We start from the raw sequence: 17,041 nt of genomic DNA, 5'->3' as shown, positions 1-17,041 counted from the left end.
CCCTCGCCCGCCTGCGCGCACACCACAGCCTTTCCACTCCATCCCATGCCCACACTCACCCAACTTCCCGCCTGGCGCGCGCTCTGGAAGCATTTCACCCGCGCTCGCGACTGGTCGATGCGCGAGCTGTTCGACACCGATCCCGAACGCGCGCAGCGCTACTGGCTGGAACAGGACGGCCTGATCCTCGACTATTCCAAGAACCGCCTCACCGACCAGACGCTCACGCTGCTGCTGCAGCTCGCCCGCGAAGCCGGCGTGCCCGAGCTCATCGAGGCGATGTTCCGCGGCGACAAGATCAACGTCACCGAAGACCGTGCGGTGCTGCACGTCGCGCTGCGCAACCACGCGGGCACGCCCATTCTGGTCGATGGCGAGGACGTGATGCCCAAGGTGAACGCGGTGCTCGACCGCATGGCGCGCTTCTCACGCGCGGTGCGCTCGGGCGACTGGGTGGGCTACACCAACCAGCCCATCACCGACATCGTCAGCATCGGCATCGGCGGTTCCGACCTCGGGCCGCTGATGGTGTGCGAGGCGCTCAAGCCCTACGCCCATCCGCGCCTGGCCATGCACTTCGTCTCCAACGTCGACAGCTCGCTGCTCAAGGAAACGCTCAAGCGCGTGCATCCCGAAACCACGCTGTTCATCATCGAGTCCAAGACCTTCACCACCAGCGAAACCCTCACCAACGCCCATACCGCGCGCGACTGGTTCCTGAGCAGCACCGGCGGCGCCGGCAAAGTGGCGCGGCACTTCGTCGCCGTGTCCACCAATCGCAAGGCGGTGGCAGACTTCGGCATCGACCCCGCGCACATGTTCGAGTTCTGGGACTGGGTGGGCGGTCGCTACAGTCTGTGGTCGGCCATCGGCCTGCCCATCATGCTCTGCCTGGGCGAGGAGAACTTCCACGCCCTGCTCGACGGCGCGCACGGCATGGACACGCACTTCCGCACGGCGCCGCTGGAAACCAATATGCCGGTGCTGCTCGGGCTGGTGGGCATCTGGTACATCAACTTCTTCGGCGGTGGCAGCCACGTCATCGCGCCCTACGACCAGTACCTGCACCGCTTCCCTGCCTTCATTCAGCAGCTCGACATGGAGTCCAACGGCAAGCAGAGCACCCGCGACGGCAGGCCGGTGGACTACGAGACCGCGCCCATCATCTGGGGCGGCACCGGCATCAACGGCCAGCACGCCTTCTTCCAACTGCTGCACCAGGGCACTCACATCGCGCCCATCGACCTCATCGCCTCGCTCGACGGCCGCGGCTCGCTGCCCGGCCACCACGAAATCCTGCTCGGCAATATGTTCGCGCAAGCCGAAGCCTTCCTGCGCGGCAAGACGCTTGACGAAGCCCGCGCCGAACTGCGCGCAGCAGGGCTTGACGCCGCCGCCGTACGGGCGCTCGCGCCGTTCAAGGTGTTCGATGGCAACCGCCCGACGAACACCCTGCTGCTGCAGCGCCTGGATCCGCGCTGCCTGGGCGCGCTGATCGCGCTGTATGAACACAAAGTCTTCGTCCAAGGCGCGATCTGGGGCCTGAACTCCTTCGACCAGTGGGGCGTGGAGCTCGGCAAGCAGCTCGCCCAGACCATCGTCGGCGAACTCAGCGGCGAATCGGTCCCCGTCCCACACGACAGCTCTACCGCACGGCTCATCGCCCTCTACCGGCAAAAGAACCTCGACGGTGAACCCTCGGTGGAATGACCCGGGGCACGGGCCATCCGCAGCCACCAGCGCCTGGTCGCAGGGCACGACTCGGACGAGAGCCGGTCAGGGGTGAGCTGGCGCAACCGTGTCGAAAAGCTCGAACAATTGCTGCGCGCCTGGGGAAAGACGGCGACCGCGGCGACTGATCAGTCCCATCTTGCGCGTCACGGTGGGCTCAAGCAGCGCAATACCAACGAGCAGGGGATGGTCAGGGCCGGGCATCGCCATCGCTGGCACGGCGGCAATGCCGAGGCCTGCCTCAACGAGGCCGAGCAGCGTGGTGCCGCTCTGCGTTTCGTAGGTGATCTCCGGCCGCACCTCGACACCAGCGAGCGCCTGGTCGAGCAGCAGCCTGTTGCCCGAGGTGCGGGCGACGGCAATGAAGTCATAAGGAGCGAGCTGCGCCCAGGTGACGCGGGGCAGCTTCGCAATCGGATGATCGCGCCTGCATACCGCCACGAAACGCTCCTCGATAAGCGGCTTGAAATCGATGTCGCTTTCGTGCGCGCCCAGGAAGCTCAGGCCGAAATCAGCCTCGCCCTGCGACACCGCGGCGAGCACCTCGTTGGCCTTCGCATCGAACACGGTCACGCGGACCAGCGGATACAGCGCATGGTGCAGGCGCAGCACCTGCGACACGCAGTCATAGACAGACGACGGGACGCAGGCGACGATGATGCGCTCCCGGCGCACGCCGGCGTGGCCGCGAATACCGAGCAAGGCGCTGTCGAGATCGTCAAGAATGGCGCGTGCCTTGCGCTCGAACTCGCGTCCGACCGCGGTGAGCGTCACCCGGCGCGTGGTGCGCTCCAGCAGCTTCACGCCGAGCGCCTGTTCCAGTTTGTCGATGCGCCTGCTGTACGCCGGCTGCGAGAGATGCACCGACTCGGCTGCCTTGCTGAAGCTGCCGAGGTCGGCCACGGCACAGAAGGCGACGAGGTCGTTCAGGTCGAAATGGATGCTCACAGCAGGGCTCGCGGTTGATTGATGCTTATTTTCGATCCATCGATCACTGAATCGCAATTGACGAACAAATCTGCCTGGCCGAAACTGCGGTCTGCGCTTGACTCGATCCACCGCGTCGAACGGAGCCCAGCAGAGTCCTTCCCGGGGAAAGGCTTGCTGCGCCGAGAAGGCTTCGGTTGCGCCCTGAACTTTCCAGAACTCTCAAATTGGTTGATGTCTTGGTCATCGGTGGCGGCAACGCCGCGCTTTGTGCTGCGCTGATGGCGCGCGAGGCCGGCGCCTCGGTCCAGATCCTCGAAGCCTCGCCGCGCGAATGGCGCGGCGGCAATTCGCAGCACACCCGCAACCTGCGCTGCATGCACGAGACGCCACAGGATGTTCTTGCCGACAGCTACACCGAAGAGGAGTTCTGGCAGGACTTGCTCAAAGTGACGGGCGGCCAGACGGACGAGAAGCTGGCACGCCTGGTGATTCGCGCCTCCAGGACCTGCCGCGGCTGGATGCGAAGCCATGGCGTTCACTTTCAGCCTTCCCTGTCGGGCGCGCTGCATACGGCGCGCACCAACGCCTTCTTCATGGGCGGAGGCAAAGCCCTGATCAATGCCTACTACCGAAGCGCCATGCAACTCGGCGTGCGCGTGCGCTACGACGCTCCGGTCGATCGCATCGAACTCGATGGCCTGCGGTTCGCCGCCGCGTACGTGGAGGGCGAACGCATCGAGGCGCGGAGCTGCGTCCTTGCCGCCGGCGGCTTCGAGTCCAACCGCACATGGCTGCGCGAGGCCTGGGGGCGCAATGAACGCGGTGAATACCCGGCCGACAACTTCCTGATCCGCGGCACCCGCTTCAACACCGGCGCGCTGTTGCGCTTCATGATGGACGCCGGCGCCGACACCATCGGCGATCCGACGCAGGCCCACATGGTCGCGATCGACGCCCGCGCGCCCTTGTATGACGGCGGAATCTGCACACGCATCGACTGCGTTTCGCTCGGCATCGCGGTGAACCGCGATGCCGAGCGGTTCTACGACGAGGGCGAGGACTTCTGGCCCAAGCGGTATGCGATCTGGGGCCGACTCGTCGCCCAGCAGCCTGGGCAGATCGCCTACGCGATCATCGATGCCAAAGCCGTGGGGCGCTTCATGCCTCCGGTCTTTCCCGGCGCGAAGGCCGCGAGCCTGCCCGAGCTGGCGCGCCAGCTCGCGCTGGACGAATCCCGTTTCATGCAGACCCTCCACGCCTACAACGCCGCGTGCCGGCCGGGCCACTTCGACCCTACGCGGCTGGACGACTGCCACACCGAAGGGTTGACTCCGGCCAAGACCCACTGGGCGCGCAGCATCAACACCCCGCCCTTTTTCGGCTACGCGCTTCGGCCCGGCGTCACCTTCACCTACCTGGGCCTGAAAACCGACGAAACAGCGGCGGTGCGCTTCGGCGGCGAGCGCAGCCCCAATCTCTTCGTCGCCGGCGAGATGATGGCCGGCAACGTTCTGGGCAAGGGCTACACGGCTGGAGTCGGCATGAGCATCGGCACCGCTTTTGGCCGCATCGCCGGAACGCGGGCAGCCCATGCCGTGCGCCAGGGAGCCGGTCATGCAGCGGCTTGACACCCTGATCCGCGAGGCCGGCGCCTGGGCCGACAACCCTGAGTTGGCGCCGCCCGCGACACCGCTCGGCGGCGAAGCCGAGGTTGCGCGCATGCTGCAGATCTGCAATGCATGCCGCTATTGCGAGGGCTTCTGCGCGGTCTTCCCCGCGATGGCGCGCCGCCTCGAGTTTGGCAACGCCGACATTCATTACATGGCCAACCTGTGCCACAACTGCGGCGCCTGTCTGCACGCGTGCCAATACGCGCCTCCGCACGAATTCGCCGTCAACATTCCCCGCGCGATGGCCAGGGTGCGCGTGCGCACCTACCAGGACTATGCCTGGCCGCGCGTTTCCGGCGCGCTGTACGCGCGCAATGGGCTCGCGCTCTCGGTGGCGCTGGCCTTTGGCCTGGCGCTGTTCCTCGTCCTTGCGCTGGCGCTGCGCGGAACGCTGTGGCGGGCATCGCCTGGTGGCGATTTCTATGCGATCTTTCCGCACACGCTGATGGCGGGCATCTTCGCCCCGGTCTTCCTTGTTGTCGTGTTCGCGCTGGGTCTCGGCATCCGTAGATTCTGGCGCGATCTGGCGGCCGGATCGGCAGGGGTCCCGGCGCTCGCCGAAGCAACGCGCGCGGTCGCGACGCTGAAGTACCTCGACGGTGGTCACGGCCAGGGATGCAACAACGCAGACGACGCCTTCACACTGGCACGGCGCCGCTTTCACCAGTCGACGTTCTACGGCTTTCTGCTGTGCTTCCTGTCGACCTGCGTCGCGACGGTCGACCATTACCTGATGGGCTGGGAAGCTCCCTACGCCTACACCAGCCTGGTGCCGCTCCTGGGCATTGCGGGTGGCATCGCCATGGTCATCGGAACCGTCGGGCTGTGGCGCTTGAATCTGCGGCGCGACCCGATGCAGGGAGAGGTGGCGCAGCAAGCCATGGACCGGGGTTTCATCGCGCTGCTGTTCCTCGTCGCAGCGAGCGGGCTCATCCTCGCTGCGCTGCGCGGGACCGCGGCCATGCCGCTGCTGCTGGCCGTTCACCTGGGTGCGGTGATCGCGTTCTTCGCCATGCTGCCCTACGGAAAGTTTGCGCATGGCCCATTTCGCGGGGCCGCACTGCTGAAGTGGTCGGTCGAGCGCCGCCAACCCAGCAAGCTCATGATCGACGACGAGTCGGCCGCGTGATGCATCCAACTGAGTTCAACCGTCGCTTCGGATCCGCTCTGGATTCGACGCGTCCTGGAACGGCCTTTACAGGAGCTTACTGATCCAAGCGATCGACGTGGAACACGATCGCTATCCAGGCTCGATGCCGCCGCGGCGTCGAGCCCTTCCCCGCGTTTCAAAGCAACAAACACGACGACAAGGAGACAGGCATGACGGCATCGGTCGAAAGTCCATCGCAGAAGCAGATCTACAAGGTTGCGCTCGCCAGCATCATCGGTTCGGTGATCGAGCAGTACGACTTTCTCGTCACCGGCATCATCGCGGCAACGGTATGGGGCGGCGTCTTTTTCAAATTGCCCGCGCTCGCCGCGATCTCGGCTGCGATCGCGGTGTACGGCATCGGCATCGTCATCCGCCCCGTCGGCGCCTATATTTTTGGCAACATCGCCGACCGCGTGGGACGCAAGGACGCGATGGTCTATGCCCTGGTCCTGATGGGGGCGAGCACGCTGCTGATCGGGCTGACGCCGTCGTACAACAGCATCGGCGTGGTCGCCCCCGTGCTGCTCATCGTGTTCCGCCTCATGCAGGGAATCAGCTTCGGTGCGGAGTTCGGCACGGCTTCGACCTGGGTGGTCGAACAGGCGGCGCATTCGAAGCGGCGCGCCTTCTGGGGCGCCTGGGTCGGCTTCGCCATCCCGATCGGGCTCCTCCTCGGCTTCGGCTCCGTCCTCCTCGTCAAGTCGTTGATGACGCCGCAGCAATTCACCGCTTGGGGCTGGCGCATCTTCTTCTTCGCCGGCTTCCTCGTGGCCATTGTCGGCATCGTCATCCGCTCGCGCACGATGGACAGTTTCGTCTTCGAGCGCCTCAAGGCCGACTCGGCCACCCTCAAGAGTCCCGCCTACCAGGTCTGGCGCGAAATGCCCCTGCGCATCCTTCGAACCTCGCTGGTGAACGCGATGTTCGGTGGCGCCTTCTTTCTCAGCTTCGTCTTCGGCACGGGCTATATGAAGGCGGTCGGCTTCAGCGGAGCGCAGGCGGAGAGCATCGGCCTGATCGCAGCAGCGTCGATGCTGGTGTTCATGATCATCGGCTCGCTGCTGGCCGACACGATCAACCGTCGCACCGTTCTGCTGACCTCGGCCGTTGTCTTCCTGGTGTTTGCGATTCCCTACTTCTACCTGATCAACACCCGCAGCTTTCTACTCGCATCGATCGCGGAAATCATCGGCTTCGGCTTTGTGTTCGGTTTCGGCTACGGAGCGATCCCAACGTTTTATACCGAGAACTTTCCGACGCGCTACCGTGCGTCAGGCGCAAGCGCTTCCTACCAGATATCCCAGGTCTACGGCGGAGGGCTGATCCCCATCGTCGCCGGCGTCCTGCTGCACGCCTACGGCATCCATCAGGCCTATATCTACATCGGCCTGTTCGTGATGGTCTACGCGGCGCTGGCGATCTTTGCCATCCTCGCCACGCCTGAAACCAAAGGCATCAATCTCGAGGGCTGAGCGTGCCTCGGCACCGCGCCGCTTCCGAGAAAACAAGGACGGCGGCGCCGCATGCCCTGACGCGAACGCTGTCGGGCGCGCTCGGCGCCTGTGCTGCGGACGCCGAGCGCGTTCATTTCACCGGAGCAGGCAGCCTGCCGTCGGTCTTTGCGGTGACGGATTTCGCGGCCGCCGCAGTGGCGACGCAGGCTTGGGCTTGGCCGTTGCTGAACGGCTCGCACTGGCGCACCGCCCGGCCGCCACCGTCGAGGTCGATCGGCGGCTGTCCTCCATCTGGTTCGCGACGACGCTGCGCCCGATCGGCTGGACCGGGCCGTGGGCCGGACGGCGCGGTTTCGATAGCTTGGTGCAAATGAGTTCGGGAATCGCCGCGACGGGCATGCGCTGGCAAAACGCCACCATCCCGGCCCCTTCCGGTGCAGGCACCCGACCACGCCACGGGCTATTTGATGGCGGCCTGGCGATTCGCGGTTTGACACGCCGGCTCGCGCAGGGCGAGGCGACACGAGGGCTTCCATCCCTTGCGCGTAGCGCCAAGGCGCTGATGGAGTGCGATGCGAAGCCAGACGTGACACGGCCACCGATGTGGGTGGGGCGCTGCCATCGCCGGGGCAAGGGTAAACCAGTTTGGACATGCGTCCAGTCCATTCGTAAAGTTTGGGCGTCACGCATGAAGTGAGACAGCGCAGCAACATGACATTCGACGTTGTGATCGTTGGCGGCGGGTCCGCCGGAGCAACCCTCGCGGCGAGGCTGAGCGAGGATCCTGCTGCCCGGGTCTGCCTGATCGAAGCCGGCGGCGACGGTCGCGGCCTGCTGGTTCGCGTCCCGGCGGGCATCGTCGCCATGCTGCCGGGGCGGCCCAAGATCAACAATTACGCCTACGAGACCGTGCCCCAGCCGAACCTGAACGGGCGGCGCGGCTACCAGCCCCGCGGCAAGGCCCTGGGTGGCTCCAGCGCCATCAACGCGATGCTCTACCTGCGTGGGCATCGCACCGACTACGACGACTGGGCGCGCCAGGGTTGCGAGGGCTGGTCGTTCGACGAGGTGTTGCCCTACTTCAAGCGCTCCGAGGGCAACCAGCGCGGCGACAGTGCGTTTCACGGCGGCCAGGGTCCGCTGCAGGTCGGCGAGCAACAAAGCCCCCGCCCGGTCTCCAGGGCTTTCGTGCAGGCCGCCGTGGAATGTGGGATTGCGCCCAATGACGACTTCAATGGCGCCGAGCAGGAAGGCGCGGGGCTGTACCAGGTGACCCAGTTTTACCGCGGCCCGCGAAGCGGCGAGCGGTGTTCGGCCGCCGCCGCCTACCTGCATCCGGTGATGGGCCGGCCCAACCTGACGGTGATGACGCACACCCAAGCGCTGCGCGTCGTGATGGAAGGCACGCGCGCCGTGGGGGTCGAGGTGCAGCGCCAAGGAAAGCGCGACATCATTCGCGCACGGCGCGAAGTCGTGTTGTCGGGCGGCACCTTCAACTCGCCTCATCTGCTGATGCTCTCGGGCATCGGCGACCCGGACGAGCTGGCCCGCCACGGCATCGCCGTGCGCCACAGCCTCCCCGGTGTGGGCAAGAACCTGCAGGACCACCTCGACTTCATCCTTTCCTATCGATCGAAGGAAACGGATCTTTTCGGCATCGGTGCGGTTGGCGCGGTGAACCTCATCAAGGCCATGCTCGAATGGCGCAGGTCGGGCAAGGGCATGCTCGCTTCGCCGTTCGCGGAAGGCGCGGCCTTCATCAAGTCGAGTCCGCAAGTCGAGCGGCCCGACCTGCAATTGCATTTCGTCATCTCCATCGTCGATGACCACGCGCGCAAACTGCGCCTGGGCTACGGTTTTTCCTGCCATGTGTGCGTGCTGCGTCCGAAGAGCCGGGGCGAGGTGGGGTTGACCGACGCCGAGCCGCTGTCGGCGCCGCGAATCGACCCGAAATACCTCTCGCATCCCGACGACGCAGCGCTGCTGCTGGCGGGCGCGAAGCAGATGCGCATGATCCTGCGCGCACCGGCACTGGCAAAGTACCGCCACAAGGAGCTCTACACCGAAAACGTCGAAACCGACGAGGCGCTGCTGCAGCACATCCGTGCGCGGGCCGACACGATCTACCACCCTGTGGGCACCTGCCGCATGGGCACGGATTCGATGGCGGTGGTCGACCCGCAGTTGCGCGTGCATGGCATCGCCGGCCTGCGCGTGGTGGATGCGTCGGTGATGCCCACGCTCATCGGCGGCAACACCAACGCGCCGACCATCATGATCGCCGAACGAGCTGCCGACTGGATGCGCGCCGACGCTCGCGGCGCTGCCGCCGCCGGCACGGCGTGAACCCGAAAAGGCCGCGTCTCCCCGGGCGGCGGCAAGCCGGCAGCCAGCCGCCCCGGAGCGCGGACCATGCGGTGAATACACAACCGATCCGGAGACTTCCGATGCACAACGCGGCTGACATGCCCACCGCCCACACCGAGCTCGATGCCGCGCTGCAGACGCTCGACGAGCACAAGCGCGCCTGGGTCCAGACATCGGTGCAGGCGCTCCTGGCCCGGATCAAGGAGTGCCTGATGCCGGTGGCCCAGGCCTGGGCCGAAGCGGCTGCTCGCAAGAAGGGCCTTGCGGCTGACTCGCCATTGGCCGGCGAGGAATGGATCTCCGGCCCCTACGCCGTCATGGCGTACTGCAACGCGATGATGCAGACGCTGTCGAGCGTCGAAGGGCGTCGGCATCTCGAAGGCTTGCCGCTGCGCGAGCTGCCCAACGGCCAACTGGCGGCTCAGGTCATGCCAAACTCGGTTTGGGACCGCTTGCTGCTCAGCGGCGTGCGTGCGCACGTGTGGATGGAGCCCGGCGTGACGCGCGCCAACCTGGCGCAGCACACGGCGACGGCCCACAACACCGCGGCAACGCCCGAAGGCAAAGTCGCGCTGGTGCTGGCGCCGGCAACACCGCGGCGATTGCGCCGCTGGACCGCCTGCACATGCTGTTCGTCGAGAACCAGGTGGCGATCCTGAAGATGAACCCGATCAACGCTGACCTGTCCGAGTTCCTGGAGCCGGCGCTCGCGCCCTTGATCAAAGCCGGCTTCCTGCGCATCGTGCCGGGCGACAGCGAGGTCGGGCAGTACCCGTGCAATCACCCCCTCGTCGAGGCCATTCACATCACGGGCTCCGGTGCCGCCCATGACGCCATCGTCTGGGGCCCTGGCAGAGAAGCGACGGACAACCAGAAAGCCGGCAAGCCGAAGAACAAGCGGCCGATCACGTCCGAGCTGGGTGGTGTGGGGCCCACCATCGTCGTGCCCGGGCCATGGTCCAGCGCAGATCTGCACTTCCAGGCCGAGCATGTGGCCACGCAGAAGCTCCACAATTCGGGCCTCAACTGCATTGCCTGCCAGGTCCTGCTCCTGCCCAAGCGCTGGCCCCTCAAGTCGGCGTTCCTGCAGCAGTTGCGGCGGGCGCTCGCATCGTCGAGCCCGCGCCCGCTTTACTACCCCGGCGCCAGTGCGCGCCTCGCGCAATTCCAGTCCGCGATCGGGGCCCCGGCAGACGCCCAGCCGACGCAGGCCGACCAGTGCGTGGTGGCGCCTTTCGACGCCCGGGCCGATTCAGGCGTCGAGTCGTTCGAAGTCTTCGGCCCCGCGATGAGGGCGACCGAACTCGACGCCGAGGATGCCGAGTCGTTCCTCATCGCGGCGGTCGAAGACGCCAACCGCAAGCTCGCTGGAACCTTGGGCGCGAACATCCTGATCCACCCCAAGGCGCTCGGGCGGATCGGCCGCGGGCGCTTCGAAGCCATCCTTGCCGACCTGCGCTACGGCTGTATCGGCGTCAACGCCTGGACGGGTCTCGGATTTCTGTCGCCGGCCGCGACCTGGGGCGCCTTTCCCGGGCATACGCTGGCCGCTGTGCAAAGCGGCATCGGCTTCGTTCACAACACCTGCCTGTTCGAACGCGCGCAGCGCACGGTCATCGAGGCGCCGTTCAAGCCATTCCCGCGCAATCTGCTGAGTCTGTCGTTCACCCTCTTGCCGCGCCCGCCGTGGTTCATCACGAACCGGCGAGCCCATGGGCTCGGCCGGTTGCTGACGCGGTTTCAGTACAAACCGCCGTTCGCCAAGCTGCCGCGCAGCTTCTTCAACGCCCTGCGAGGTTGACTTTGACGACTGCATGCGGATCCGGCGCTTCGCCGGATCCGCATGCAGTCCGCGGCCCGGGTGGGCGGACGTGAAATCCGACATCGCGGGATGAGGCCATCGTGCGCAAGACCTTACAGCCAGAGAGGACCAGCGAAACCGCGCCACCGCGCCAGCCCGGACGGAGCCGTTCGGGCTGGCAATCGGGCAAGCCACCGGACAAGAAGCTGGAGCTGGCGCGGCATGCCCTGGCGAGCCTGGCCGAACTGGGGTTCGCGCGCATCAACCTGCGCGAGATCGCCACCCGCTCGGGAGTTTCCCTGGGCGTGATTCACTACTATTTTGAAGACAAGAATGAACTGTTGATCGACTGTGTCGGCCTCTACAAGGAAGCCTTCGTTCGCGCGCTCGAAGAACGCATCGATGCGGCCGAAAGCGCCAGCGCCCTGCTGAGCGAGTTCGTCGACGTCCTGGTGCGCGCGGTCCAGGATCAGGCCCACACGCACCGTCTTTGGTACGACGTGCGCGCGCAGGCGCTGTTCGACGCATCGTTCCGCCCAGCCGTGGACGATCTGGAAAACCGCATGGTGGGCGTCGTCCAGCGGCTTCTCGACCGAGTGCGGGCACTGGGCGGCGAACTCGACCCGAACAGCCCGATCGATGCCACCAGCGCCTACGTCACGATCGACGGCTGGTTTCGCTATTTTCTTCAGCAGCGCATTGCAGGCGACATGCTGGCCTGCGCCGCGTTGCGTCAACGCCTGGCGCAGGCGCTTTGCCTCGCGGAGGCTCATCGAGCGTGAAACCCGTGGCGGCGTCCACGCCGGCGCCGGTCATGCGGCGTTCGCCGCTTGAGAGCGAATCGGAGCATACCGGCGGCAAGGCGCCGGGCCCATGGAACTCGCCGCTGCAGCCGGCTTCCTGTCCCGGCGCTGGGCGACCATGATCGGCAAGATGGCTCTGCTTGCCGTTGGCGCTGTACGCTGTAGCTTTGTCGACCGGAACAATCGCCATGCCGATCCAGAACTTCGACGCCATCGTCATCGGTGCGGGCCAAGCTGGGCCGGCGCTTGCTGCGCGCTGCAGCAAGGAGGGGCTGAAGACTGCGGTCATCGAAAGGCACGACTTCGGTGGCACCTGCGTGAATGTCGGCTGCACGCCCACCAAGACCCTGGTCGCCAGCGCGCGCGCCATCCGCCTGGCGCAGCGCGGGGCGGAGTTCGGCTTTGACATCGGCCGCCTCCGTGTCGACATGGCGCGCGTGAAGGCCCGCAAGGACGCCATCGTCAAGCAGTCGCGCGAGGGCGTCGAAGCCTGGATGCGCGGCCTGAAGGATGCCGAAGTCATCGTCGGCGATGCTCGCTTCATCGCCCCGGCGACCATCGAGGTCAACGGCCGGCAGCTCACGGCTCCGCGCATTTTCCTCAACGTCGGCGGACGTTCGCTGCGCCCTGCGCTGGCCGGCATCGATCGCGTGAAGACGCTCGACAACGTCTCGATCCTGGAACTGGACGCGGTGCCCGAGCATCTGGTCATCGTCGGCGGCAGCTATATCGGCCTGGAGTTTGCCCAGATGATGCGGCGCTTCGGTGCCGCGGTGACGGTGGTGGAAAAGTCGGCGCGGCTGCTGGCGCGTGAAGACGCCGACGTCTCGGAGGCGATCCGCGGCATCCTCGAAGCCGAAGGCGTGCGCTTCGAACTGGGGGCCGAGTGCCTGTCCCTGGACCAGGACGGTGAGCAGATCGTGGTGGGTGCCGCATGCGGCACGGACAAACCCGTCATCCGGGGCAGCGATGTCCTGCTGGCCGTCGGGCGCCGCCCGAATACCGATGGCCTGGGGCTGGATCTGGCCGGCATCCGTACCGACGAGCGTGGCTACATCGTCGTTGACGATCAGTGCCGCACGAGCGCGCAAGGCGTGTGGGCGGTGGGCGACTGCAACGGTCGCGGCGCCTTCACCCACACGGCGTGGAACGATCATGAGATCGTCGCGGCCAATCTCTTCGACCACGACCCGCGACGCCTATCCGACCGCATCCCCTGCTACGCGCTCTTCATCGACCCGGCGCTCGGCCGCATCGGCCTCAACGAAGCCGAGGCACGCGCCAGCGGTCGCAAGGTGCTGCAGGCGAAGATGCCCATGCAGCGCGTCAGCCGCGCGCGCGAGGCCGGCGAGACACAAGGCTTCATGAAGGTGCTGGTCGATGCCGAAACCCAACTGCTGCTGGGTGCGGCGATCCTCGGGCGCAACGGCGATGAGGTCGTGCACGGCATGCTGGACGTGATGGCCGCCAAGCAGCCCTACACGGTCATCTCGCGGTCCATGCCGATCCACCCGACGGTGAGCGAACTCGTGCCGACCCTGCTGCAGCAGCTCAAGCCGCTGGTTTGAGAGGGTCTGCGTCTCCTTGAGCGGCAGCGCGGCTCAGCTCACCACCAAGCGCGGTGCAGCTTGGGCGGCAGCCACGCTGCCGATGACCGCGGCCTGGGCGAAGCCGTGGCGCTGGAAAACCGCCAGCACCTCGTCCACCGCGTTTGGCGCACAGGACACCAGCAATCCACCGCTGGTCTGCGGGTCGGTCAGCAGCGCCTTGTCCTCGGCCGCGAACGCTGCCGGCAGGATCACGTCGCTGGCATAGCTGGACCAGTTGCGACCGGACGCGCCGGTGACGAAGCCGCGGCCGACAAGCTCGCGCACACCGGCCATCAGCGGCACGGATGCCCACTCCAGCCGCATCTCGCAGCGTGCGCCGCGCGCCATCTCCAGTGCATGGCCGGCGAGGCCGAAGCCGGTGACATCGGTCAGCGCGTGCACGCCGGGCAGCGCCGCAAGGTCCGGGCCTGGTGTATTGAGTTGCGTGGTGGTGGCGACCATCAGGGCGTAGCCGGCGCCGCCGAGTTCGCCTTTCTTCAGCGCGGCCGACATCACGCCGACCCCCACCGGCTTGCCCAGGACGAGCAGGTCTCCGGGTTGGGCGCTCGCATTGCGTTTCACGTGTTTCGGGTGCACCAGACCGAGCGCGACAAGCCCGTAGATGGCTTCCACCGAATCGATCGTATGGCCACCGGCGATCGGAATGCCGGCCGTGCGACACACCGACGCACCGCCTTCGAGGATGCGGCCAATGGTCTGGGTGGACAAGACGTTGATCGGCATGCCCACCAGCGCCAGCGCCAGGATCGGGCGGCCGCCCATCGCGTAGACATCGCTGATCGCGTTCGCAGCGGCGATGCGACCGAAGTCGAACGGGTCGTCGACGATGGGCATGAAGAAGTCGGTGGTGGCGATCAGCGCCTGCTCGTCGTTGAGCTGGTAGACCGCCGCATCGTCGGAGGTCTCGATGCCGACGAGCAAGGACGCCGGAATGGGCATCGCCGCCGTGCCCTTGAGGATGTCGGAAAGCACGCCGGGTGCGATCTTGCAGCCGCAGCCGCCGCCGTGCGAAAGCGAGGTCAGTCGGGGTTCGGTGTGGGTGGCGGGTGCGTTCATCGTCGAATTCCAGGGGTTTGTCGGGCCATCAATGCAGCCACCAGGCTGTGCAAGCTGCTGCTCTCGGCTTCAGCAGAAAAAAGCGGCGCTCGATGCGCGATTTGGCGCTTCAGCCTGTCGAGCATATCGGGATCGTCCCGGGCTTGCTGCAGCAGGGTTGCCAGCGCCGCGTCGTCACCGACCGCGAAGGTTCCGCTGTAGTCCTCGCCCAGCAGACCGACATTGCCGTCGATGCGCGAAGCCAACACCGGCGTGCCGCTGCGGATCGCTTCGATGACGACATGGGCGCCGCCTTCCATGCGGCTGGGGTGCACCAGGACATGCGCGCTCTGGATGCGCCGGCGCGTCGCGGCGTGGGACAAGGCGCCGTGCCAGCGGTAGTTGGACTGCGCGGCGGCCAGGGCAGAAGCCTCGACGCCCAGTTCCGGATCGAGGGCTGCGCCGATGTGGTCGAGCCGGATGTCGGCGCGGTTGGCCAGTCGCCGCGCCGCACGCAAGTAGGTGCGCGGGTCTTTCTCGTCACGCAGATGCCCCACGCTCAGGACGCGCAGATGCTCCCGTGTTTTCGGTAGCGTGCGCCGGGAGGTGCACGACTGCAACAGCACGCGACACTTGGAGCGCAGGGCCTGGGGCAGCCGGTCAGCGCCCAATGCGTTGAGCACCACCAGGAAATCGGCGACCTGCAACGAATGCTGCGCGCTGGCGTCGGCGTCGATGTCGCGGTACAGGTCGGTGCCGGTGAGCGTCAGCAGCAGCGGGCGTTGCGGGTAGGCCGCTCGCCAGGCCGCCACCGATGGAGCCGAGCGGCGCGCGTGCAGCGCGATCATCAGCGCCTCGTCTCCGGCAGCCCACTGCGAGGTCAGACGGATGCTGTATGCTGACCGCAGCATGGCTGCCCAGCGGCGGGCCGTCTGCCAATTGCCGTTGTTGGCGTCCTGCAGCGCCGGTGTCACGATCACGATGGATTCACGATGCATGATGCAAGCCTAATGCTTCCGGCCTTCGCTGCGCGTCAGGGCGGCATCGACGTTCTGGCCGACGCGTTGCAGACGAGCCGGCGCGACACGTTGGCGACATTCGCCGTCTATGAGCAGGCCTTGCCCGGCCTCGGGGTGCCGCTGCATGCCGAACGCAACCCGCCACTGTGGGAGCTCGGGCATATCGGCTGGTTCCAGGAATACTGGCTGGCGCGCAACCCCGAGCGCCACCGCGGCGCGGCTGCGGACCCGGAGCTTGCACGCGGTCGAGCGTTGCGGCCCAACGCCGACGCCCTGTACAACTCCAGCAAAGTGCCGCACGACTCGCGCTGGGAGTTGCCGCTGCCCGACGCCGATAGAACGCGCGATGAGCTGGCACGGCAACTGGCCGGCACCCTGGGGCTGCTGCGTGAAACCCGTGACGCCAGCGACGACGCGCTGTACTTCTTCCGCCTCGCCCTGCTGCACGAAGACATGCACCACGAGGCCGCGCTCTACACCGCACAGGCGCTGGGCATTGCCGTGGAGGACGCGCGCTGGCAAGCTGCGACGTTGCCGGAGCCATCGTCGCCGATCACCTTGCCGGCAGGGCCATGGCGCCTCGGCAGTGCGCCGGACGCAGGCTTTGTTTTCGACAATGAGCTGCAAGCGCACAACGTCACACTGGGGCCAACGACCATCGATGCCCAGGTGGTCCGTTGGATGGAGTTCCTGCCGTTCCTGGAGAGCGGGGGCTATGCGGACGACCAGTGGTGGAGCGCGGCCGGCCGGCAATGGCGCGCGCAGCAGCAACCCGGCGCCCCGCGCTATCTGCGGCGCGTCGGCCCCCATTGGCAACTGTGGCGCCACGGTCAATGGCGGCCACTGAACCTGGCCGAAGCCGCATGTCACTTGACCTACCACGAGGCTGACGCCTGGTGCCGCTGGGCCGGCCGGCGCTTGCCGAGCGAGCCCGAATGGGAGCGTGCTGCGGTGGGTCGGCCTGAGGATTTCCACTGGGGCGACGTCTGGGAGTGGACGGCGAGTCCCTTCCGACCGTATCCGGGCTTCGAGCCTCACCCCTATCGCGACTACTCGGCACCGTGGTTCGACGACCGCCCGGTGCTGCGCGGAGCGTCCTGCATGACGCAGCCGCGCATGCGCCATCCGCGCTATCGGAATTTCTTCCCGCCGCACCGCAACGATATTCCGGCAGGGTTTCGCAGCTGCGCCGGATGACCGGGCCTTGCCTTCCGCCTGGGTGCGCTGGCCGCAGCCTCGGCCGCCGCAGCCTTGCTGCGCGTGAGCCTGATCGACGAGCTGCATCTGGCCGTTCGCCCCATTCTGCTCGGTTCCGGGGAGCATCTTCGGGATGGCCTTGACCTGCATGCCCTGGGCTATGCGCGCACGCATGCGGTTGCCGGCGAGCGCGCGACGTATGTTTTTCTGAGCAAACGGGCATGATCGGCTCAGCGCGCACGGCAAGCCGCCCTGCCCGCTGGCATCGCCT

General features: G+C 66.7%; 15 protein-coding genes. 12 read left to right on the top strand and 3 right to left on the bottom strand.

Annotation, left to right across the window (positions count from 1 at the left end):
* Positions 1-45 precede the first annotated feature (45 nt).
* Positions 46-1,710 carry a glucose-6-phosphate isomerase gene (gene pgi / locus THIX_RS04470; RefSeq protein WP_112485239.1) on the top strand — a complete coding sequence of 555 codons (1,665 nt, stop codon included), beginning with the start codon at positions 46-48 and terminating at the stop codon, positions 1,708-1,710.
* 66 nt (positions 1,711-1,776) lie between these two features.
* On the opposite strand, the gene THIX_RS04465 is transcribed toward pgi, so the two are convergent.
* Positions 1,777-2,679: a LysR family transcriptional regulator gene (locus tag THIX_RS04465; protein WP_112485237.1), complete on the bottom strand. Its 903-nt coding sequence runs from the start codon at positions 2,677-2,679 to the stop codon at positions 1,777-1,779.
* Positions 2,680-2,885: 206 nt separating this feature from the next.
* On the opposite strand from THIX_RS04465, the gene tcuA reads away from it, so the two are divergent.
* From tcuA to THIX_RS04425, 9 genes are all read left to right on the top strand, one after another.
* Complete coding sequence (gene tcuA, locus THIX_RS04460; protein ID WP_112485235.1) at positions 2,886-4,289, top strand: FAD-dependent tricarballylate dehydrogenase TcuA; 1,404 nt, start codon at positions 2,886-2,888, stop codon at positions 4,287-4,289.
* A complete protein-coding gene (tcuB, locus tag THIX_RS04455; RefSeq protein WP_112485233.1) occupies positions 4,276-5,460 on the top strand; it encodes a tricarballylate utilization 4Fe-4S protein TcuB in 1,185 nt (394 codons plus the stop codon). The genes tcuA and tcuB overlap by 14 nt, the downstream gene beginning before the upstream one ends.
* 191 nt (positions 5,461-5,651) lie before the next feature.
* Positions 5,652-6,956, top strand: a complete 1,305-nt coding sequence (locus THIX_RS04450) for an MFS transporter (protein ID WP_112485232.1) — start codon at positions 5,652-5,654, stop codon at positions 6,954-6,956.
* Between the two features lie 196 nt (positions 6,957-7,152).
* Positions 7,153-7,635, top strand: a complete 483-nt coding sequence (locus tag THIX_RS24755) for a hypothetical protein (RefSeq protein WP_199195233.1) — start codon at positions 7,153-7,155, stop codon at positions 7,633-7,635.
* Between the two features lie 14 nt (positions 7,636-7,649).
* Entirely contained in the window at positions 7,650-9,284 is a 1,635-nt protein-coding gene (locus THIX_RS04440; RefSeq protein WP_112485230.1) for a GMC family oxidoreductase, read from the top strand.
* 101 nt (positions 9,285-9,385) lie between these two features.
* Positions 9,386-9,964 carry a hypothetical protein gene (locus THIX_RS23965; RefSeq protein ID WP_233224395.1) on the top strand — a complete coding sequence of 193 codons (579 nt, stop codon included), beginning with the start codon at positions 9,386-9,388 and terminating at the stop codon, positions 9,962-9,964.
* Positions 9,931-11,106 (top strand): aldehyde dehydrogenase family protein, encoded by a 1,176-nt coding sequence (locus THIX_RS04435; RefSeq protein WP_233224394.1) that lies wholly within the window; start codon positions 9,931-9,933, stop codon positions 11,104-11,106. The genes THIX_RS23965 and THIX_RS04435 overlap by 34 nt, the downstream gene beginning before the upstream one ends.
* A 101-nt stretch (positions 11,107-11,207) precedes the next feature.
* Positions 11,208-11,888: a TetR/AcrR family transcriptional regulator gene (locus THIX_RS04430; protein ID WP_158540797.1), complete on the top strand. Its 681-nt coding sequence runs from the start codon at positions 11,208-11,210 to the stop codon at positions 11,886-11,888.
* A gap of 209 nt (positions 11,889-12,097) precedes the next feature.
* Positions 12,098-13,477 (top strand): FAD-containing oxidoreductase, encoded by a 1,380-nt coding sequence (locus tag THIX_RS04425; protein ID WP_112488159.1) that lies wholly within the window; start codon positions 12,098-12,100, stop codon positions 13,475-13,477.
* Between the two features lie 33 nt (positions 13,478-13,510).
* On the opposite strand, the gene selD is transcribed toward THIX_RS04425, so the two are convergent.
* Positions 13,511-14,575 carry a selenide, water dikinase SelD gene (gene selD / locus THIX_RS04420; protein ID WP_112485226.1) on the bottom strand — a complete coding sequence of 355 codons (1,065 nt, stop codon included), beginning with the start codon at positions 14,573-14,575 and terminating at the stop codon, positions 13,511-13,513.
* A complete protein-coding gene (gene senB / locus THIX_RS04415) occupies positions 14,572-15,552 on the bottom strand; it encodes a selenoneine biosynthesis selenosugar synthase SenB (RefSeq protein ID WP_112485224.1) in 981 nt (326 codons plus the stop codon). The genes selD and senB overlap by 4 nt, the downstream gene beginning before the upstream one ends.
* A 12-nt stretch (positions 15,553-15,564) precedes the next feature.
* Here senB and senA point away from each other — a divergent pair, with 12 nt between their 5' ends.
* Both senA and THIX_RS04405 read left to right on the top strand, forming a co-directional pair.
* The gene (gene senA, locus THIX_RS04410; protein ID WP_233224393.1) at positions 15,565-16,770 is read left to right on the top strand and encodes a selenoneine synthase SenA; all 1,206 of its coding nucleotides are present in this window, start codon (positions 15,565-15,567) and stop codon (positions 16,768-16,770) included.
* Between the two features lie 54 nt (positions 16,771-16,824).
* Positions 16,825-16,995: a hypothetical protein gene (locus THIX_RS04405; RefSeq protein WP_233224392.1), complete on the top strand. Its 171-nt coding sequence runs from the start codon at positions 16,825-16,827 to the stop codon at positions 16,993-16,995.
* The last annotated feature ends 46 nt before the right edge of the window (positions 16,996-17,041 follow it).

The organism is Thiomonas sp. X19 (genome assembly GCF_900089495.1).
Taxonomy (GTDB): Bacteria; Pseudomonadota; Gammaproteobacteria; order Burkholderiales; family Burkholderiaceae_C; genus Thiomonas_A.
Note: the sequence above shows the minus strand (reverse complement) of the source record. Positions and strands in the feature narration are given on the sequence as shown.